The organism is Pseudomonas sp. NPDC087817, assembly GCF_044742875.1.
Taxonomy (GTDB): domain Bacteria; phylum Pseudomonadota; class Gammaproteobacteria; order Pseudomonadales; family Pseudomonadaceae; genus Aquipseudomonas.
Map to the genome: position 1 here is coordinate 276,719 of NZ_JBIUVJ010000002.1, position 16,510 is coordinate 293,228.

Annotated in this window: 23 protein-coding genes; 3 read left to right on the forward strand and 20 right to left on the reverse strand. The window is 57.7% G+C overall.

What is annotated here, in order from left to right:
• Positions 1-11: 11 nt before the first annotated feature.
• From ACIONG_RS03280 to ACIONG_RS03320, 9 genes are all read right to left on the reverse strand, one after another.
• A complete protein-coding gene (locus ACIONG_RS03280; RefSeq protein WP_401296663.1) occupies positions 12-515 on the reverse strand; it encodes a DnaT-like ssDNA-binding protein in 504 nt (167 codons plus the stop codon).
• 57 nt (positions 516-572) lie between these two features.
• Complete coding sequence (locus tag ACIONG_RS03285; protein ID WP_401296665.1) at positions 573-1,163, reverse strand: hypothetical protein; 591 nt, start codon at positions 1,161-1,163, stop codon at positions 573-575.
• A 45-nt stretch (positions 1,164-1,208) separates the two neighbouring features.
• On the reverse strand, positions 1,209-2,171 hold the full coding sequence (locus ACIONG_RS03290; protein WP_008076958.1) for a major capsid protein: 963 nt from the start codon (positions 2,169-2,171) through the stop codon (positions 1,209-1,211).
• Between the two features lie 12 nt (positions 2,172-2,183).
• Complete coding sequence (locus ACIONG_RS03295) at positions 2,184-2,912, reverse strand: hypothetical protein (RefSeq protein WP_401296667.1); 729 nt, start codon at positions 2,910-2,912, stop codon at positions 2,184-2,186.
• A 430-nt stretch (positions 2,913-3,342) separates the two neighbouring features.
• Positions 3,343-4,428 carry a minor capsid protein gene (locus ACIONG_RS03300; protein ID WP_401296669.1) on the reverse strand — a complete coding sequence of 362 codons (1,086 nt, stop codon included), beginning with the start codon at positions 4,426-4,428 and terminating at the stop codon, positions 3,343-3,345.
• Positions 4,403-5,821 carry a DUF4055 domain-containing protein gene (locus ACIONG_RS03305; RefSeq protein WP_401296671.1) on the reverse strand — a complete coding sequence of 473 codons (1,419 nt, stop codon included), beginning with the start codon at positions 5,819-5,821 and terminating at the stop codon, positions 4,403-4,405. Before ACIONG_RS03305 ends, ACIONG_RS03300 begins: the two co-directional genes overlap by 26 nt.
• A complete protein-coding gene (locus ACIONG_RS03310) occupies positions 5,818-7,119 on the reverse strand; it encodes a terminase large subunit domain-containing protein (protein WP_401296673.1) in 1,302 nt (433 codons plus the stop codon). The genes ACIONG_RS03305 and ACIONG_RS03310 overlap by 4 nt, the downstream gene beginning before the upstream one ends.
• Complete coding sequence (locus ACIONG_RS03315) at positions 7,106-7,567, reverse strand: DUF2280 domain-containing protein (protein ID WP_401296675.1); 462 nt, start codon at positions 7,565-7,567, stop codon at positions 7,106-7,108. Before ACIONG_RS03315 ends, ACIONG_RS03310 begins: the two co-directional genes overlap by 14 nt.
• A 32-nt stretch (positions 7,568-7,599) precedes the next feature.
• A complete protein-coding gene (locus tag ACIONG_RS03320) occupies positions 7,600-8,223 on the reverse strand; it encodes a putative metallopeptidase (RefSeq protein ID WP_401296677.1) in 624 nt (207 codons plus the stop codon).
• Between the two features lie 361 nt (positions 8,224-8,584).
• On the opposite strand from ACIONG_RS03320, the gene ACIONG_RS03325 reads away from it, so the two are divergent.
• Complete coding sequence (locus tag ACIONG_RS03325; protein ID WP_401296679.1) at positions 8,585-8,797, forward strand: hypothetical protein; 213 nt, start codon at positions 8,585-8,587, stop codon at positions 8,795-8,797.
• A 73-nt stretch (positions 8,798-8,870) separates the two neighbouring features.
• A complete protein-coding gene (locus tag ACIONG_RS03330) occupies positions 8,871-9,359 on the forward strand; it encodes a DUF6530 family protein (RefSeq protein WP_401296681.1) in 489 nt (162 codons plus the stop codon).
• Between the two features lie 53 nt (positions 9,360-9,412).
• Here ACIONG_RS03330 and ACIONG_RS03335 read toward each other — a convergent pair whose 3' ends face one another.
• On the reverse strand, positions 9,413-9,760 hold the full coding sequence (locus ACIONG_RS03335) for a hypothetical protein (protein WP_401296683.1): 348 nt from the start codon (positions 9,758-9,760) through the stop codon (positions 9,413-9,415).
• Complete coding sequence (locus tag ACIONG_RS03340) at positions 9,757-10,095, reverse strand: MFS transporter (protein ID WP_097090027.1); 339 nt, start codon at positions 10,093-10,095, stop codon at positions 9,757-9,759. The genes ACIONG_RS03335 and ACIONG_RS03340 overlap by 4 nt, the downstream gene beginning before the upstream one ends.
• Before the next feature lie 167 nt (positions 10,096-10,262).
• Between ACIONG_RS03340 and ACIONG_RS03345 the strand changes: the two genes are divergently transcribed.
• Positions 10,263-10,580, forward strand: coding sequence for a hypothetical protein (locus ACIONG_RS03345; RefSeq protein ID WP_034152703.1), 318 nt, complete (start codon positions 10,263-10,265; stop codon positions 10,578-10,580).
• 280 nt (positions 10,581-10,860) lie between these two features.
• Here ACIONG_RS03345 and ACIONG_RS03350 read toward each other — a convergent pair whose 3' ends face one another.
• The 9 genes from ACIONG_RS03350 to ACIONG_RS03390 all read right to left on the reverse strand — a co-directional run bounded on the left by ACIONG_RS03350 (position 10,861) and on the right by ACIONG_RS03390 (position 16,467).
• Positions 10,861-11,208, reverse strand: coding sequence for a hypothetical protein (locus tag ACIONG_RS03350; protein ID WP_401296685.1), 348 nt, complete (start codon positions 11,206-11,208; stop codon positions 10,861-10,863).
• Positions 11,209-11,387: 179 nt separating this feature from the next.
• Positions 11,388-12,065, reverse strand: a complete 678-nt coding sequence (locus ACIONG_RS03355) for a hypothetical protein (protein ID WP_401296687.1) — start codon at positions 12,063-12,065, stop codon at positions 11,388-11,390.
• Positions 12,062-12,643, reverse strand: a complete 582-nt coding sequence (locus ACIONG_RS03360; RefSeq protein WP_401296689.1) for a recombination protein NinG — start codon at positions 12,641-12,643, stop codon at positions 12,062-12,064. The genes ACIONG_RS03355 and ACIONG_RS03360 overlap by 4 nt, the downstream gene beginning before the upstream one ends.
• Positions 12,640-13,110: a hypothetical protein gene (locus tag ACIONG_RS03365; RefSeq protein ID WP_401296691.1), complete on the reverse strand. Its 471-nt coding sequence runs from the start codon at positions 13,108-13,110 to the stop codon at positions 12,640-12,642. The genes ACIONG_RS03360 and ACIONG_RS03365 overlap by 4 nt, the downstream gene beginning before the upstream one ends.
• Positions 13,103-13,330 (reverse strand): hypothetical protein, encoded by a 228-nt coding sequence (locus tag ACIONG_RS03370; RefSeq protein WP_401296693.1) that lies wholly within the window; start codon positions 13,328-13,330, stop codon positions 13,103-13,105. The genes ACIONG_RS03365 and ACIONG_RS03370 overlap by 8 nt, the downstream gene beginning before the upstream one ends.
• Positions 13,327-14,124 (reverse strand): hypothetical protein, encoded by a 798-nt coding sequence (locus ACIONG_RS03375; protein WP_401296695.1) that lies wholly within the window; start codon positions 14,122-14,124, stop codon positions 13,327-13,329. Before ACIONG_RS03375 ends, ACIONG_RS03370 begins: the two co-directional genes overlap by 4 nt.
• Positions 14,111-15,082, reverse strand: a complete 972-nt coding sequence (locus tag ACIONG_RS03380; protein WP_401296697.1) for a phage replication protein — start codon at positions 15,080-15,082, stop codon at positions 14,111-14,113. The genes ACIONG_RS03375 and ACIONG_RS03380 overlap by 14 nt, the downstream gene beginning before the upstream one ends.
• A 1-nt stretch (position 15,083) precedes the next feature.
• The gene (locus tag ACIONG_RS03385; protein ID WP_401296699.1) at positions 15,084-15,938 is read right to left on the reverse strand and encodes a Bro-N domain-containing protein; all 855 of its coding nucleotides are present in this window, start codon (positions 15,936-15,938) and stop codon (positions 15,084-15,086) included.
• 61 nt (positions 15,939-15,999) lie between these two features.
• Entirely contained in the window at positions 16,000-16,467 is a 468-nt protein-coding gene (locus ACIONG_RS03390; protein ID WP_048365773.1) for a YmfL family putative regulatory protein, read from the reverse strand.
• Positions 16,468-16,510 lie beyond the last annotated feature (43 nt).

The following is a 16,510-nucleotide window of genomic DNA, read 5'->3' on the forward strand; positions in this document are numbered from 1 at the left end:
CCTACGCTCGATTATGCCCGCACCGCAAACAGCCCCCTTTTCTGGAGGTAATCAGCAAACTGAGTGGCGCTCGGCCGATCAGGCGCAGCCGGCAAAAGTCGGCCACTGGTGTTTGGGATGGTCGCGTACTCGCGAGTTACCGCGCCCTCGACACGCTCAAGTGTTACCGCGCCCTTTCGCTTCTCGATCGGGTCGACGTCGTCGGTGTGGATCTCCGCAGCCAGCGCCATTTGCCCGTACTGGATCCGCGCCGGCAGGTAGTTGTCGGGCTTGATCTCGCGGTCCAGCTCAACGCCCCTGCGCGGCCAGGACAGGGCCTGCTCGCTATTGGTCTTCCGCCCTTTCCACGTCATGCCATCCATCGCCAATGCGGCACGACGCAGCAGCGCTTCCTGTGCTGGCACTTCCGCCGGGATGACCACGCCGAACTTCACGGCGTACATGGCCAAGTCTTCGGCGGATGCGTAGCTTTCGGCGTCAGGCTTGCCGGTACCGTCCTCAATGATGAGAGTCATGAATCAGCTCGCTGTGGTGTTCTGGATCGGGCGCCGCGTTGACGGGCACCCGGATTATTACGCCTGCTGAAGATCGGCAACTGCCTTTTCCAGCGATTCTACCGAAGCATTCGCCCGATACGTCACATTGGCGGCGTCGAGCTGCGCTTTGAGGCTCGCGATCTTCTCAGCATTGTCGACGGGCTCCGCTGCCGCCTTGAGGCGTTCAACTTCAGTGCGGAGCAATTCAACCTCGCCCGCCAGACCGTCGCGTTCGCCCTCGATGGTGATGACGCCTTCATGAATGGCCTTCAATGCATCGAACAAGCGGATCGGCAGTTCGCCGGCGCCCGGGTGTTCCAGCTCCGACAGGCCTTCGGCGGCTTCGATCAGTCGCTGGATTCCGCCACGCTCGGCGCGGAGTGTGGCGTTGTCCTGTTCCAGGCTGGCAAAGGTGTCAGCAACATCTGAATCAACTGGCTGGCTGATCAAAGACTTCAACACCGATATTTCGACGCCCAGCGCCTCATAGGCGTCGACCACCTTCGGCCAGTCGCCAATCACAACTGCATGCGTCACACCCGCCTCAGGCCGATCAAAGTGCGCTGGATTGCGGTAACGCTTTTCCGGATCGAAGTCTGAGTTCTGAGTGGAGTAAACCAATTCCATAAAAGTCTCCGTAGCGGCCACTGCTGGCCGCTGTCAGGGCCAGTATCAGCCGCCAGCTGGTGGCGTAGTGGTCAGAGTGATCAGCACGCCAGCAGTCACCTTGTTGCTGTTGGAGTGCTTGACCCAGTTCGCAGCCGAACCAACTGCGGCAAGCGTCGGGTTCGCGCCGCCCGCGGTTTCCTTCCAGCTGTAGCCGAGAACATCGATGTTGACGGTGCCTTCAGCGCGGTAGCCGATACCCAGGTTCTCTTCGTCGTTCACCGCGTACGAGCGGAAGCCGGGGGCCTGAGATTCAGTGATCACCACAGCGTTTGGCAGCAGGCCGAAGATCACATCTGCGGGCGCGGTATCGGTGACCAGCACCGGCTTACCGAGAGTGCCAGGCAGACCGCCGTAGATGACGACACCCGCCTCTTCGTAGACTTTGTTCGCGATCGCCTCGTCGACGATGTCGAAGTAAGCGCTGGAGTGCATGACCCACAGCGCGATACGGCCGAACTTGTCGCCGAACTTGCGCATGCCTCGGGTCAGGGTCTTCTTGCCGTCGGTCTCGATGTTGGCCGATACCACCATGTCAGCGTTGGAGCTGATGGAGGCGCGCAGCGCAGCAGTGGCGTACTGGATGAAACCTTCCAGAGTGGCGTCAGCAACGTCGGCGCCGATGATCTGGGAGAACTCGTCGACCGGACGACCACGGCGCTTGAATGCCTCTTCGGTGGTCTGATACGGACCGTATTTCCACGGCGCCTTGACGCCAACGGCTTCGCCCGCGCCGATCTTCTTCGCGGTCACCTTGCCGGTGGAGTTGACGTCGCGATGCTCCAGCGAGCCGCCGATCTTGTAGAACGAGCGCTTGCGGAAGTCACCTTCGATCAGCTCGTTATCGAGCACGATCGCCCCATTGGACGATGCGTTGAACACATCGAGGTTGTCCTGGACACGCTCCAGGTATGCGGTTTGCGCCTCATCGTTGTAGATGATCAGGTCGCTGTTCACAGTCGTTGCCATGGGTGAATCCCCTTACTTGGGCAATTGCAGGTATGCGGTTTGGCCGTGCTTGCGCTGGTAGTCGCGCTTTTGCTCGGCAGTCATTTCGGAGCGCTTGAATGCAGCCTGGCCGCCACCCCCGCCCGGGGCTTGTGTCCCTGAGGCCCTTGGCCACAGATGGGGTGCGCTTTCGCGCAGGGATTCCGCCCATTCGAGCGGAGTAAGAGGGGTCTTGCCGTCTTTACCGAGGATGACCTGGCCGGATTCATCAACGGCGACCGCTTCACCCTCTTCGTTTAGCGAGAACACGCCTTTGGCGCGCAGGATGATGTCGTCGGTGGCTTCCGGCAGAGCGCCGGCTTTAAGTGCTGCACCGCGAACCGAATCGCCCAGGACTTTGCCCTGGAACTTGGCGGCAAATGCTTCGGCCTTCTCCGCGCGTGTAGTGACGGTCTTCAACTGCTTGTCATAGTCACCGCGCAGGCGCTCGGTGCGGCGGTTGAAGACTTCGTCTACCTTGCCCTCAGTCAGCAGCTTGGTTTCTTCGTCTTGACCGGCCCGGCTAAGCAGGCCTTTGACGGCGTCAATGTCGATGCCCTCGAATTGCGTTTCGAACTGGGTCAGCTTGCCGGTGGTTTCCTTCAATTTGCCCAGCAATTCGGAGTTCTTGGTTTTCAGACCAGATACAGATGTCTCAACGGCAGTCGCGATAGCGGCCTTGATTGCCGGATTGTCCAGGTCGATTTCGTTTTCTTCTGCCACGTTGATGCACCCCTTGGGTATGTGTTGCCCGCTTTGCAGGCATAAAAAAGCCCCGGAGTGTGCCGAGGCTGTAATTCATTCGAAACCGAGGTTGTCAGACCTAGCTCTGCTCTTTTGGCCCATTGATGTGGATACATTTGCCATTAAGTGACAAATCAAGCTGCACCCACCCGAATCCAGCATCATTTGCTGCATCTCTGACTTTCCGTATCAACTCGTCTGGAAACTCAAGTGCGCAATCGTCTACCGGTATTTCTGCCGAAATCCATAGTCTTCCGGACATAGCTCGAAGAGCGTTGACGGTCAGTTCAACCGCGATCCTGGTGCTTCGTTCTATTGCTCGTTCCATATTTGCTGCCTTTCTGTTTGATGGTTCAACAGAAGGCTACCACCTAAAAAACACGTCATTTGGGTGGGGTTTGCATACTTCCTAGATCCCTGCACGCTCGAATGCCAGAGGCTCGAGCCCCTTCATTTGTGCCAGCGTCAGCGGCGAAAAGCTGCGATCAAGCTGCAGCTCTGCGAAGCGCTCAACGGTCAATCCACCCTCCCGGAACAGCTTTGCCCGCACCGGACCGATTGCCACGTCCTGAAACGACGCAGGCTGTTGCTGAAGCCAGTGGTAATAGTCGAGGCTTGCACTGACCTGCCCGGCTCCATCTGCGCCCACCGAAGCCCGGGTAGCGCCCTTGGCGAACATCTCGCTGAGCTTGGTAAGCAGGACGAACGCGGTCCGGCAATTCGGGTGAAACGGTGGGCGCGGCCCGGAATCGACCGGAAATCGGCGCTTATCCATCGACCGACACTGCTGGCTGGTCTTGCTGTCCAGCGTGGCGACCATTTCGACTTCGGACACGATGTCCATGTTGGCCTTGGCCACCTCCATGCGCGCCTGAGACGACACATGCTGAATCGCGGTGTGTACGACAGTGCTGGCATTGCGGTTGGTGGTGGCGAGAATCCCGTCCTTGTACCCAGCTGCCTTGGTGCCGCGAATGTTGCGGATGATCTGGAAGTTCGTCTGCCCCTCGAAGAAGCCCTGCCGTATCGTGCCGGTGACGCGCTCGCGCTCGGCACTGGTCCAGCCCTTGATGAACGACTTCAGCAGCTTACCGCCGCCGGTGCCGCGCACACTGAGAGGATTGGTCAGCACCGCCGTGCGGATAGCCGCTGCCGTTGGCGCGACCACATCCAACGAGATACCAACCGGCGCCGACCGGGCCAGGCTAGACGCCTCAAACTCGGCCTCATAGTTGGCGATATCGATCAGGTCCAGGTTCAGTTGCGAGCTGTAGCGATCGAAGATGCCCAGAAGCAAGCTATCGACCTCCTTGAGCAGCGCCTCCAACCGCTTCACGTTGTACTCGGTCAGATCCGACTGGGTGAGCCTGTCGCGAATCGAACGGTCGATCTCCTTCAGGAAAGGGGCAAACTTGCCGACCTCCCCTGCCTTCAGCTTTTCGAGGAAGACCGCGTGACGAATCGTGGCGTCAAGGATTGCTTGGTTTGCCGCCATCTACTTTGTCCTCGTCATCCAGACCCAAGCCGTCGCCCTGCTCTGCCAGCTCACCGTCGATTTGCTGGTCTGTGCGCTCGGGCGCGATCAGGCCCAACTTACGCAGATAGGCTCGAAGATCCGCTTTGGCGAATCCACCGTTCTGCCAGAGGCCGACCAGTGCGGTGATCATTTGCGGATCAGCCGTCAGTTCCACGAACTCCTGGTTGATCTGGTAAGCGACCTTCGCGTCGTCGACGCCCATGTAGGTACAGCACCACATGATTGCCCGGGTGTACGCCTCGCTGACATTGGCCACGCAGCCCGCGAGCACCGACGTCGATGCGGACTGATCACCGCGTGCTTCGGTCGCCGTCTTGGATGAGAGAGAAGCCACGACCATCCGGGCGCCAAGTTCGATCATCATCTGGTTCTTGTCCGCCATGGCCTCCTTCACCAGTGTGTTCGGCAAAGGCTGGGCGTACCCGAACTGGCCACCGGCAGGCAGCATCATCGGTGCGCGGGAACCAACGTAGACGCCGTTCTTTTCCATCCAGTCGCGCCACTGTTCGTCCAGACCGGAAATCCATGGCTGGGCCTGACCACACCAGAAGACGCTGTCTTCATAGTCGGCACTGTTCCGGTAATGGCCCAGGTTGATCATTGCGATGTCGTACAGCGGCGACTCGTCGATGCTAGGGTCGTTGTTCTGTGCGCCGACGAAGGTGAACGGGATCTCCTTCAGGCGGCCGGCGGCGCCGGTGGGCTTGAACTCCTGAACAACGGCCAACGGCCCGCCATCTTTCGGCCCGGACCGGCGCCAAACACGGCAGACAAAGCCATCATCCTCGAGAGCCAATTCGCGATACTGCTCGATCACCTTGAAGCCGAAACCGTCTTCGATCTCTGGCGACTCGCGCAGCACCACCAAAGTGAGCACGCTGTGCCCGCTTACCATCCCTGTACGCCAGTTGATGATGTCCTCGGCGCAATACGACAGGATCACGGAGTGGCCACCGGCGCCATCGTCTTGGTGATAGTCGACATACAGACCATGCCGTCCAGCCTCAAGCACCTTTTCGAGTGTGCCTTGCGAGTGCTGGTAGATGCTCACACCAGAGCCGTTGGCGTTGTCCTGCAAGTACTCCATCTTCTTGGCGACCGTCAACGTCGGGTCTTTGTGAAATGCCAAACCGAGCAAGCCATTGCGCGTGTGACCGGTGGCGTTCTTGAAAACCGCCCGTTCGCGATAGGCCTTGTTTCGGTCTACGTTCTCCGGCGACTTGTCGTGAGCATTGATGTACGGCAGTCGGTCAACAACCCTGTGCTGACCAGCGCAAACGTCGCGCACGGTTGCCCAGCGATCCAGCACTTCGATGTAGTCCGCCCGCTTGAAGGAGACGTCGTTGCTCATCGGGCGTATCCCATTTTGATAGCGGTGACCGGTTTGATAATCGGGTACTCGCGGTGAATGAAGTAACCGCCGCCGTCGTTGGCGTGGTCGTTGCCTTGGCTCTTGTCGGGCTCACCGTTGGGCGCCCAGATCTGCTGTTCCAGGCCATCGGCGTAGGTCGGGCATGTGAACGGGTTCACAAGGTAACGCCGCTCGCCCTGCGCGTTGCAGAACATGGCGTTCATGGCGTTGATCCGATCCTTCACCGGCGGGTTGGCCGCCGGCGCGATGACCGTGAAGCCTGCCTGCTTGAGCATGGCGATATCGGTGATGCTGGCGTTGACCGACTTGCGCGAATCGCCGGAGGCATCCGGATAGATCCGGATCTCGCAGGTTTTCCGGAAGTCGTTGCCGGTGTGTTCCCAGTAGCGCTCTTTGATGCGTCGGATCATGTCCGGCGTGTCGTAGCCATCCATCAACTCGTCCACGGCGCGCGGCAGGCCCTGCTCACGTTTGACGTGGGTGATCGCCGCCATCTTGCCGACGTTGAAGTCCATGCCGATAAACAGCGGCTCACCGGGCTGCACAGTGTCGAAGCACTGGTTCAGCTTGCGGTCGTAGGCGTGGTAGATCGACCCTGACGTCAGGTTGACGAACTGGCCATTCAGGTACGCGCGGATCAACTGCTCGGGATACGACTCCATCAGCGAGGCGATGTAGTCGTCAGGCAGGTTCAACTCGTTGTCGAAGGTGCTGGCCTGGATCAGCCCATACATCTCCTTCAGCGCCGGCTTGTCGCGCAACTGCTTCACGAACTGGAGAAAGACGAACTTGAAGCCTTCCGGCGTCGTGGTTACGTCAACGCCATTTTTCAGCCCGGGCAGGTTGTAACGCATCCGGGCAATAATCTTGCGCCAGGCCTGCTGCGCCTTGATCGACGTCAACACATCCAGCTCATCGACCAGAGCGTGACCGATCTTGAAGCCGACGATGGTCTGCGGCTTCTCCATGGACCGGCAAATCACAGTGCCGCGATATTGCCGGCCGCTGTAAATGTGAACCTCATGGTTCGCCTGGTTGATCTTGGTCTTCAGCCCCCAGTCGTATGCCACCTCCTCCATCGTGGGATAGAAGATGTCGCGGATCTGCGGGTAAGTCGGCGCGAAGTAGCCAGCATTGACGCCGGGCCACTCCATGAAATGCTTGCTCAGTGCTGAGCATCCGACCCAGGTCTTTCCCGAACCGAACCCAGCAACGAATGCGCGAAACTTGTGAGGCAACAGGAGGAACTGCGACTGCGGAACGTTAAGGCTCGGCATTCGGTTTCCTCGCATCCACTACGTCGACCTGAATGCGCGTCGGGATTGCCGGCTCATCGTCAGGTTCATCCTTCCGGTTGCGATTGACGTAGACGTCACCGACTTCCTTCGCGGCCTGCTCTAGGATCTGCATGGCGAGGCCGATGTTCTTCATCGTCTCGGCCCGCTCGACAAAACGGTTCATTGCGCGCAGGCGATAGGCACGGTTGGCGATCGGGATCTCGGCTGTCTCCTCGCGGAAGCGCTTGCGGGTATCTTCAAAAACCGCCTTCCACTTCACGCCAAGGTCACGGCCAGCGTGTTTCGTTGGATCGTACTGTTCGCACTGCTGGCGAGACACTTCGACGCCGAATGTTTCCTTGACCGCCTGCACTACCTGAGTCGGCGTATCAAAGCAGGCCAACGCCTGCACAATGAAGCGCTTCACCTCATCTTTCAGGGCTGCCATATGGGTTTATTCCGTCAAGGTCCTGTCAAGGATCAGGCCGACTTGAGCAGACAGGTTCCGCAGGCCCTCGATATGTTCAATTTACCCACCTCAGCAGGATTGTTTGCAGCGTCCACCAGCTCTTGCACTTGAGGGCTCGCGCCATAGCGACGCACCACACCGACGAACTCTTCAACGTCGTGTCCGCGCATCTCAAGCTTGGGCAATCCTTCCTGGGTGAACTTGGGTGCGCCGTACTGATCGGTCGCTTGGGCGATGTGGTACAGCTCATGTTCAACCAGTGCGCAGAACTCAGCGTCTGAGCAATCCGCGCAGTAATCGGCAGCCAGGGTGATGATGTAGGCCGGCACGTCGCCGAACCAGTCACGCATCTGCTGCTCCATCCGGGCTTTCTGCCATCCGCCAGCGCGGAACGCTACCTGCTCGGCCTGGCCCAGGACTGTACGACCCTGCCTATTGAAGCTCGACGACGCCCACATGACCCTGATGTCTGCATCCAGTAGGTGGGCATGGTCTTCGTTGTGAATGCTGCCGGTGTCGGCAAGGATCTCGGTTTGGAGCCATTCCCATACTTCGGGGGCTGGCATCAGGCGGGTGCCGAAATCCGAAAGATCGGATAGCTCGACCAATGACGCAGGAGGGCGCGGCCGATTCATACCAGAAGAACCTTTTGAATTCAGAGTTCGCCCCCAAAAGGGGGGCAGATTACCCGCCTATTTGCGAGCCAGCCCGGCCTAATGAGCGCTCACTAACCAACGAGGCTCGAAGGATGAAAAACACAATTTACTTAGTGCTTGCAGTAGCAGTCGTCATTTTGATGATCGCTCCGGAATGTGTGAAGCCCGGGATCGTTGCTTGCCTGCTCAGTAAGCACTGATGTTTGCAACCTCGGCTGGGTAGGCTCGTTCGATCGCCTCCCAGTCGGGTTACTTGGTTGTCATAGGCTTAGTCTGATGCTTGAAATGATGGCTGGATGCCGGTATTGGTGAGGATCAACTCAACGAAAGGAAGCAGGACATGTCGTCATCCATCGCCGAAGCGATCGCTAGCTCGCAATCCGCCGTGATAAACAGCAAGCCTAGAGTGGCCCGCGGCCACGCAGTAGCAGCCGCTCTAGAGACCATTGCAGCGTTCGCAGCAAGCGGGAATACATCTGTGGATCTGGAAAAAGAGTTCTCCAAACTGTCTGCCTACGCCGACAAGGTTCAAGAAGCGCTCGCGGCTAAGTGATTCACCCATGCCGCACTCACCTGCGGCACACCTACCTCGCGTAACCACTCATCAGCAGAGGGAATGGCAGAAGATGCCTATCGAAGAGTTTGGCGGTAAGAACAACTACAAAATTACTCCACCGCTACCACAGCACCTTGAGCACCAACCGATTTACGCAATGCCATACCAACCTTTCGATGGCATGTATCGTAAGAACACTGACGCACGATATCTATCAGTCGGATTGTCGCAATGGGGGCACGAAGATCTATCCCTGAAAATCATGCGCTACAGGGACCAATGGTCACGTCAGTCTGAGGAGATCCCACTCCATAGAGTTATCGATTCGACTGTTTTTCTTGCGAAGGTTTTGCTGGATAGAGACCAGCAAAGCGTAGAGATAGAACGAAATCTTTTTGTAGATCAGCCAGAAGGATTTCGAGTACGAGAGGAATCCGTAGCTGCTACTGACATCCGGAAGTTTGAGGCTTTTTTAGAGAATCACAACGACGAACTGAAAGAACGCTTCAACAAGCTTTTTCAGCTGCTCAGTAGCCTCAAAACACAGGGTAAGCTCTAACTATCCAGTTTCAGATCGCGACACAATTTTCTCGTTCGCGTAACGTGTCGCGACTACTTGGATCGGCGCTCTATACCGCCGGGCGCCTTATCACACCGCATGCAATGCTCACAGTTTAGCGTCCGGCACAGCCAGGCTTTAACCCGCTGCCACCAGATGACCATGAAGATATGGCGCATTCCGGCCAGGGCCAGCGAAACGTGAAGCGTGATCCCGGCTGTGGTCGGGCCCATCATGAAGATGTTCTGCTCCCGGCTCATCACAACGAAACCGCTGATTGCGATCGCCGAATAGATCAGCTTGCCGATTACACCGTCCCGCACTCGACCGCTCAGAACACACCAGGTAGCCCACAAGGCAATCAAGCCGCAGGCGATGGAGTTGATCAGTTCAAGACTCATGGTGGATTGCCTCCCCCGAACCGCTGGCGAATGAGCGCCCAGAGGTCAGCGGCTTTGATGGCTCGGTTGATGGCCGCGAGCAGTGATCCGCCGAAGGTGCCGAGCAGAAAGCCAATACCAGCGACGATCTTCGGCTCGGTCACACCCAAGTAGGTGCTGACCATGCTCGTCAGATACAGAGAGCAGGCAATGCCGGTGACCAAGAAGATCATCCAAGCGCGCCAGTCGGCCAGATCGTCTTTGTGCCACCAACTCGCGACGACAGCGCCGACCAGTCCTGCGATCAGCAATTCGAACCTGTCGATCTTGTCGAGCAGGCGCTGCAATAACTCCATGCGCTCGACTCCGTAGTAGGCATGTAAAAAAGATCTGAGAATTTTTAGACTGCACCCCAGTGCAATATGGGGGTTACCAGATTTGCGCTATCTTGCTCATGGCTCGCAACGAGCCTTTGGAGAAATCACACGGCCACAGTAGCTGGCAGCATTAAATGGAGATTCGCATGACTACAAACATCGAAAAATTTGAAGAGATGGCACACAAAATCTTGAGCTATCTCAAGGCTCAGTTCCCGCTTTACTCTCGTGTAGGCCCAGAATCACTCGGTATTGAGAAATCGAGCGGAACATACTTAAGTGGCGAGTGGGTTGGATCAGAGCAAACTGAAGACGAGCTTTACTTTGCAGCTACCTTTCAATGGTTGAACAGAGAGGGTTACGTCTCTGGTGGAGAGCAAGATGGCTCCATACCTGTAACCAATGCCGTACTGACAGAAAAAGGCCTGGCTCTAGCCAGGCAACCAATTTACATCGGGGATTAAGAAGCGAGCTTGTCTCGCAGAATAATGCGCTCGTCTTTCCTAGCTGTCCGCCAAAGACCTTCTCAACGTCGACGCCCCAATGCATCGATCTCGCTGATCCAGTCTCGCGCTACCCCGAAAGCAAGTATCAGGTCAGGGTGCGCGGGCTGCCGGTGTTGATTCCGTACGTCGCACTATCCGGCTATCGACGTCCAAGCCTCCCCGAGGGCAGCCCTGGCTAAAGGTAAACTTGGGGCATAAAAAAGCCCCGCTCGGTGGCGGGGCCAATGCTAAAGGTGTTTCACCAGTGCCAGCGTTCAGGCACGAAATGCGAGCCTATTAGACCTGCAATTGAACCGATCAGAACCCCCCAGAAATCTGCGTTAAACAATGCACTGGCAGGAATCATCTGGCGCGCCTCCAACAGCAATGCAAAATCTCGCGGGTCAGTTCCGAAAACCACGCGCCAGCCATGCGGCACGATTAGCAGGAACAGCGCGAAGCCCCCAGCAACCCAGTACGGCCAGGCACCATCGAGCCGGAAGTGCTTTTTCGCGGCGAGCATCCCGCCAACCAACAGAAAAGCCCCAAACCCGGTGCAAATGGTTTGCCACAAAAGACTTGCACCATCTACTAATTCAGAAATCATCGAACCCCCGTCAATTTATTGAATACGAATAAAGAACAATAAATTGACGGATGCAGTAATAGCAATACGCCACAAACAAAAAACCCGGCTCAGTGGCCGGGCTCAGGAATCCGCGTGCTTTTCGCGTTACTTGTGCACTATGAGAAAATTACCGTATAAACCCCAACATAGCAACACCTTTATGCCGCATTTTCAGAATTTTCGTTAAAAATGACCTGCCATACAGGCTGCAAAGCCTGAACATCCACTTCTGAAATAGCTTCACGCAGCAAATTCCAGACATCCTTCCAGTCGCGATCCCAGACTTTCGGCTCGATGCGCACACCGTAGAGCTTGAGCATTCCTTCAGCTACTCGCGCCGGCCCCCATTGCTCTCCGCCATGCGCCTCAATCTTGTAGGACTGCAACGCCATGGTGATCATGCAGTGCGCCTTCGCAGCCTTGGCATCTGTCAGCGCGGAAAAGTCGACATCGTTCCAAATCAGCTTCTCGGCGTTGAGCACGTGAACCATCGTCATGCACGGGTGATACAGGTAGTGCCCGAACTGTTGCACCTGGAACGGCAGCGTGTCGATCGCGCGCAGCACTTTGCCGATCATCGCCAAGTGTGCGGCGCGGGCGGTAGACCGGCCAACCGGAGTGCGGCGAGTCTCGCTGATACTGATCCTTTGACGAACGATCTCTATACGCTCCTCCTTGTCATCACCCAGCGCCGCGAACACGGCTTCATGCCGGCGCATGCGGGTGCCCTTCTTCACCGGTGCCGATTCACCACGCTCAATTGCCACAGCGCTGATCGACGCGTTCGATTCGTGCTGAGCCTCAGTCCATACCTGCCTTGCGTTGATCAGTTTCATGCTGCTTCCTTTTTTAGTTCTCTGGTCTTTGCCCGATATTCGGCCTTGATGGTTTTGATTTCTTCGACGGTGTGCTTGCAGGCCGGGTGCGGCCCTTCCAGCCAATCGACCTTTTCCGGGCCGATCAGCTGCGCGAGCGAAAGCCGGTAATTCACCAGGTTGCCGGAGAGGTGCGTGTTGCATGGCGCGCATTGCTTCCACACGTTGAGCGGTTCGAATCGCAGCTCGGGGTTCGCTCCCACAGAGCGATAGTGCCCAGCGTGGTATTGGCCTTCATGGTGGCGACCGCAGCTCACGCAAGGGCGATCGGAATCACGCAGGCGGACCCACTCGTTGAACGCGGCTTGGGCTTCGCGCATGTGCTCCGCCCTGCTCTTCAGCTTCTCCTTACGGACTTTGATCTCGCGGCGCTCGCACTGGTCGATTGCCTCGCGAGCTTTCTCTTGATGACGCGGTGCATCAATTGCCGCACAAGCTGGACTGCAAACCGCCTGCCCCATCCGCGATGGAACGAATGAGGCCCTGCAGGTAGCGACGCGGCATTTCTTGGGCTTTGGCTGCTTCCTTGCGATCGTCATGCAGCCTCCTGGCTCAGCAGATCATCGAAGTACACGCCCTGCTGTGCGAAGCGCGCGGCGATCCGATCGGTGTAGGCAATGCCCTGAGCGCGATTGAACAGACTGGTGACCGGGAAGCCGTCCGGGCCGAAAAGTTTGCAGCCACCCATCATGGCCAGCTTCGTCTCGTATGGCAGGTGACGCATGACGCGGTACCACTCCGCCTGAAACCCGGAATCTTCGTTCAGCAGGATCTGCACGCCGACATGCAACTTGCAGTACCGGCGAGCGTCGGCCTCGTCGCCGATCTGGGTCATCTCTGCGATGCGCTTGTACATCGCAAACCACAGCCGGTTCTGATCGAGAGTGCGGTCCTTTCCCGGGCGCAGCGGTACGACGACGAACTTCTTGTCACGGTACATGGCGCTAAGCTTCGTGATGGCCTCGGAGAGTTTCGCTTGACAGTTCACGGAGATTTTGTCAGCCATGAGAAGCCTCCTTGTTCGGCAATCCTTCGATCAGCTGGCCAAGTTGCTGTGTCAGCCACTCGTTCTCGGCCAGCAGCTCCAGCGCCACCTCCTCCACTGTCTTTTCGCCGAGGAATTCTTGCAGCGCCTCGGTGTTGCGCTTCCACTCAGCACAGTCCGCGCTCCATGAGGCAGCCTCGGCCCAGAGCAGCTTTTGTAATTTCTGTTTGTCGATAGTCATCTGCTCGTTTCCTTTCCTTGCAACGATTCGACCTGTGCGCGGAATCGGCGCAGGCGCAGGTAGGTATCGACTCGCGCTGCTTGAGCTTTTTTCAGTCTCTGACGGGCCTGCTGTTTTTGGTTGTCCTGAACAATCGAACGCACTACTGCCAACTTTTCACGCAACCTTGGAGACGCCTCGACCGCATTACCTGTGAGCAATCCGGCAATTGCCTGGCCGTCGGAAGTAACTGGAGCTATACGCAGATCTGTCAGGTACTGGGCACCAGCCTGATGGGTAATTAGCTGCATACGAACTGCCGACTCAATCGCAGTGACCCTCCGCACTGGGTCATGACCGAGCGATACGTTCCAACTCGTCGGAATCGCTTGCGCGCGAGCCTGGGTCACCAGACGCTCGTAAGCACTCATGAACGCCATGCGAGCCCCTACCTTGTCTCCGACTCGAAGGATCGGCGCTGCGGCGGTCATGGCTTGCTGGATCTCGGTGGTCAACACGACAGTTTCACTCTCATCATGTCCGGACAGGGCAATCGACCATGCTTCGTCCTTACCCGGGCGTCCGTCGGAGGACTGAACCCGCTGCAGAATGTCAGCCATGGCCAGCTTGCCCTTCACCTCGAAACGGCAGGCCTTTAGCGCAGCTTTCACGGTAGGCACTGAGTAAGCGCAGAGGTCTTCCGCCATCATCGCCGCGGTGCCTGGGTTCATTTCCTGACCCATGGCCTCGGCGGTGGCGCAGATCGCAGCTGCGAGCCCGGCAACCTGCTGATCGTTCATTTCAAAGGTATTCATTGCGCTCTCCCGCTTGGCGCTTGGCCAAGACCATTTGCGCGGCCCGCTCGGCGGCGGAGACGTTCGCCTCGGTGCGTTCCATCTGGCGTGCGGTCGTCTCGTTGATACGCTGACCAGTCACCCACTGGGTGTGGTAGCTCTCGGCGTTGGCCAACAGTTCGTTGAGGCTGTGGCACTTCCGCAGCACCGCGGCATCGCTGGTTTTCAGGAAGTGTGCAGCGACGTGGTGAGCGACATCGGCGCCGAGGCGGTCGACCAGTTGGCCGAGCTGGCCACCGACCTTGGCGTTCCACACAGGCCAGGTGCTGTAGCGCTTGCGATAGGCCATGGCGTAGTTCGCCCAGACCTTGAAGGTCTTGCAGGACCGGTCTTTGGGGCCTGGCATGTCGGCGGGAATCTCAACCCGCGGCGCATCGGTGCGATCAACCACCAGCACCAGGTTGCGGGCCGGCTTGCCGGAACCGCTCTGCAAGTCCTGACTGGTTTCCTGATTGGTATCCTGATGATTGGTATCCTGATTTGTCGGAGATTTTTCCGACCCTCGCTCGGATTTTTCTCCGACCTTGCTCGGATTTTTTTCCGGGGTAGATCGGATTTTTTTCCGACCTTCGTTCTTCGGAGGGGTCGGATATTTTTCCGACCCATCCAGTTTCTGGTTCCACTCAATCGCCTTCTCGGTCAGGCGGAACAGCGTGATGTTCGAAGTGCTGGAAAGCTCAATCAGACCGGCCTCTTCCAGGGCCTTCAGCATGCGGTAAGCAGTGTCTGGCTTGTCAGTGAGCAGTGGCAGTTCCTCGATGATCTTGGCCTTGCTCAGCGCGAAGAAGATCCCGTCGTCAGTCTTGATTGGCTTGGTCCAGCTCGGGCAGCCGTAGACGAAGGCGAACAGCAGAGCCTGCTGAGAATTCAGCCCCCACTCCAGCGCCTTCACCTGATTGATCGTGACGGTGAATTGCATATCAGGCCTTCCCGACCAGTTTGGCCAATTCAGAGAAACGATCCACGTACCAGTGAGGCTGTGTCTCGCGGGGGCATTGAGGACTGGTGAGGTTCTTGCCGTAGGCCAGACCCTTCTCAGTCACCGACCAGAAGTCGACCATTTCTTGCTTTGAGTTCTTGCGCTGGAGCTGCTTGAGGAAACCATGGGCTGCCAGCAGTTTGTTAAAGGCTGGTGCGGACGTGCGCAGGTCGAAGTCTTTGATGAGAGCAGTAACGGCCTTGGTCGGCATGGAGGTGCCGCCAGTTGCATCGGGCGCAGCGTCGACGGCGTAGCCAGGCAGGAACTTGGCATCTAGTCCATTGTTGGCGGCGATCTGGGCGAGCATCATCATCTTGCTGGACGCTGCCGGTTTGAGCAGGCGATCGAAACACTCGAGGATTGCCAGCTCGCCAACGATCTTCGAGTTGTTCGGCGCCGGCGCCGAGTACTGTCCTGTTTTGCGGATGCTCGGCAGCACCTGGCCAACAACCCACTCTTCGAACTGTTCGGCTGCCGGAAGCTTCGACTTCATCACCAAACGGTAGAGGTCCCGCTCGGGGATGATCTGCACCGCACGAACCTGACCTCCCATTTCGGTATGGCAGGTGCTAACGGCTTTGCAGTGGGCGTTGATGGCTTTGGAGGTGTTCGCGTAACCCAGGGCTTCGGCGACATCCTTGGCAATGAACAGCGGATCACCGCTTGCGTCGTTGACGACGCGGACGAGCAGCCCGTGGAAGCTGAATTGAGTTGGAATGCGCGACACGTTTTCAGAATTCGAAAAACGTGTCGCGACATTCGCAGGGGTATTGACGAGAGAAGATTGTGTATTCATTATTGCCTCGCTGAAGTAGCAATGAGCCAGGCCACGAACCTGGCTTTTTTGTGCCTGCGATTTATGCGCGGGCTTTGTGCAACTCAATCACCGCCCCGATAGCCTCAAGGCTCGCCGACATGTACTTGGCGTGCAGGGCGCGGATCTTCTTTGCTTCGTTCGAATCGATTTCGCCGTCTTCCAGGGCGGAAGCCACCATCTGGTCAAGCGCACCACGCTGTGCGGATGCAGCCAGTGAGCGCTGATACAGATCGACGTTGTCCAACTCCCCCGCTTCCGGGATCTTCACGAACACGCCGCCGTACATCGCGCAGATGTAGTCCGGCAGGTGCTCGGTCTTCGTTTCGCTTTCCAGCACGAAGATCTCGGCATCGCTCAGCGGCTTACACCCGGCGGTTTCATAGATCTGGTTCTCCAGGCGCTTGTCCTTGATGCCAAGGCGAGCAGCTGCGCAATCCATCCCGCCAGGGAAAGCGTTGGACACAGCCGCCATTACTTGGCGGCGGGTCTCTAGTACGGGCGTTTTCATGTCCTAGTTTTTCCTTGGGTCGGTTGCGGTCAAGATTGCTTCG